We start from the raw sequence: 1,136 nt of genomic DNA, 5'->3' as shown, positions 1-1,136 counted from the left end.
CGCCATTCAAATTCCCCATGATGGTAATCCGATTGTATTACTCAATGACCACCAAACCATTGGTGGGTATCCAAAGCTTGGTTGTGTTGCCAGAATAGATTTGCCTAGATTAGCGCAAGCGAAGCCGGGTCAGAAAGTGCGTTTCATCAAGGGTGATAGACAAGGTTTGCAGGATGTGTGGTGTCAGTGGGCTCAGTTCTTTGGCTACTGAGCCCTATTCAGTTTTTGGCTGTTTACATCCCGTAGCGTTCAGCTAGAGCATGCGGATAGCCTCGTTCTTCGGTCAGTTTAATCGCGTATTGTTCGATTTCGTCTTCAGACCAATTAACGGTCACTGGATGTTGCGCTTCTACATTTTGTTGAGGCGTGATATCAAACCAATACTGAAGCATTTTTTGAGCAGCCAACAAGGTAGAAGACGCTTTCACAACTTCAATTCGAGCGTAGTGATTTTGTTCGAATGAAACATCTGCCGCGCGAAGCACGGGATCTGTGCCTGGAATTTGTTGAGCACCAAACAACGCTTTGCCACCTTTTTCCGCTGTTTTGTAATCAGGGATAAATTGGGCCATGTGCTGTATTGCGTTATGCGTTCTTTCACCCAAAATTTCTTCACGCCACCCACTGCGAATTTTAGACAGTAACGGTACAGGTAGCTCAGGTTGAGCAGAGAGTGCCGTGCTTTCAACTAAGCCATCTTCAAACAACGTGATCTCTTTCGTCATGCCGTGCAGCTGGAAATAGCCATCTCCATAAGGCGTTAACTGCGCCATTCCTTTATCTGTGCCACGGGGGCCGTGGAAAATGACTTCTGGCCATTGCTGGTTACATTCGTTCCATTTGGTCACGTAAGCGGCTTTGAATTCAACTAAACGGTCACGCTTAGCGCCAACTGCGTTATCAATAGTTCCCGTCTCGAAACCACATGCGTTGACTAAGTAATCACAAGTAAGCAAACAATTGACGCCATTGTGTTCGTAAGTCAATTGCCAATGATCACCAAGCCAATCTGCCTGATTCAGTGTCGCTTGAGTAATCACGCTTGAATTCGCCAGTTTTGCTAAGGTTAAGTTAGCAATAGCCGCTAAACGGAACACGCTCCAACCATACTCCTGAACGGCAACGACCGGATATTT

2 pseudogenes are annotated in these 1,136 nt (G+C 46.3%); one reads left to right on the top strand and one right to left on the bottom strand.

The annotated features are described in order from the left end of the window. Window positions 1-211, top strand: a pseudogene (locus R7P72_RS25365) (allophanate hydrolase); the annotation flags it as partial. A gap of 22 nt (window positions 212-233) precedes the next feature. On the opposite strand, the pseudogene R7P72_RS25360 reads toward R7P72_RS25365, so the two are convergent. Beyond that, window positions 234-1,136: pseudogene (locus R7P72_RS25360) on the bottom strand (FAD-dependent oxidoreductase); the annotation flags it as partial.

The sequence above is a fragment of the Vibrio sp. Vb0888 genome (assembly GCF_033338835.1).
Classification (GTDB): Bacteria; Pseudomonadota; Gammaproteobacteria; order Enterobacterales; family Vibrionaceae; genus Vibrio; species Vibrio alginolyticus.
Note: the sequence above shows the minus strand (reverse complement) of the source record. Positions and strands in the feature narration are given on the sequence as shown.